The sequence below is a fragment of the Lelliottia sp. RWM.1 genome, assembly GCF_016859735.1.
Classification (GTDB): Bacteria; Pseudomonadota; Gammaproteobacteria; order Enterobacterales; family Enterobacteriaceae; genus Enterobacter.
Genome location: NZ_WLVC01000146.1, coordinates 1 through 550 on the forward strand (window position 1 = coordinate 1; position 550 = coordinate 550).

Here is a 550-nt window from a genome sequence, read left to right on the forward strand (position 1 = left end):
TTCATCAGACAATCTGTGTGGACACTACAAAGGCAGGTTCTTTAAGGTAAGGAGGTGATCCAACCGCAGGTTCCCCTACGGTTACCTTGTTACGACTTCACCCCAGTCATGAATCACAAAGTGGTAAGCGCCCTCCCGAAGGTTAAGCTACCTACTTCTTTTGCAACCCACTCCCATGGTGTGACGGGCGGTGTGTACAAGGCCCGGGAACGTATTCACCGTAGCATTCTGATCTACGATTACTAGCGATTCCGACTTCATGGAGTCGAGTTGCAGACTCCAATCCGGACTACGACATACTTTATGAGGTCCGCTTGCTCTCGCGAGGTCGCTTCTCTTTGTATATGCCATTGTAGCACGTGTGTAGCCCTACTCGTAAGGGCCATGATGACTTGACGTCATCCCCACCTTCCTCCAGTTTATCACTGGCAGTCTCCTTTGAGTTCCCGGCCTAGCCGCTGGCAACAAAGGATAAGGGTTGCGCTCGTTGCGGGACTTAACCCAACATTTCACAACACGAGCTGACGACAGCCATGCAGCACCTGTCTCA

Annotated in this window: 1 rRNA gene; it reads right to left on the reverse strand. The window is 51.6% G+C overall.

From position 1 onward, the window contains the following. Nucleotides 1-47: 47 nt before the first annotated feature. Nucleotides 48-550 (reverse strand): 16S ribosomal RNA (locus GF617_RS26970); the annotation flags it as partial.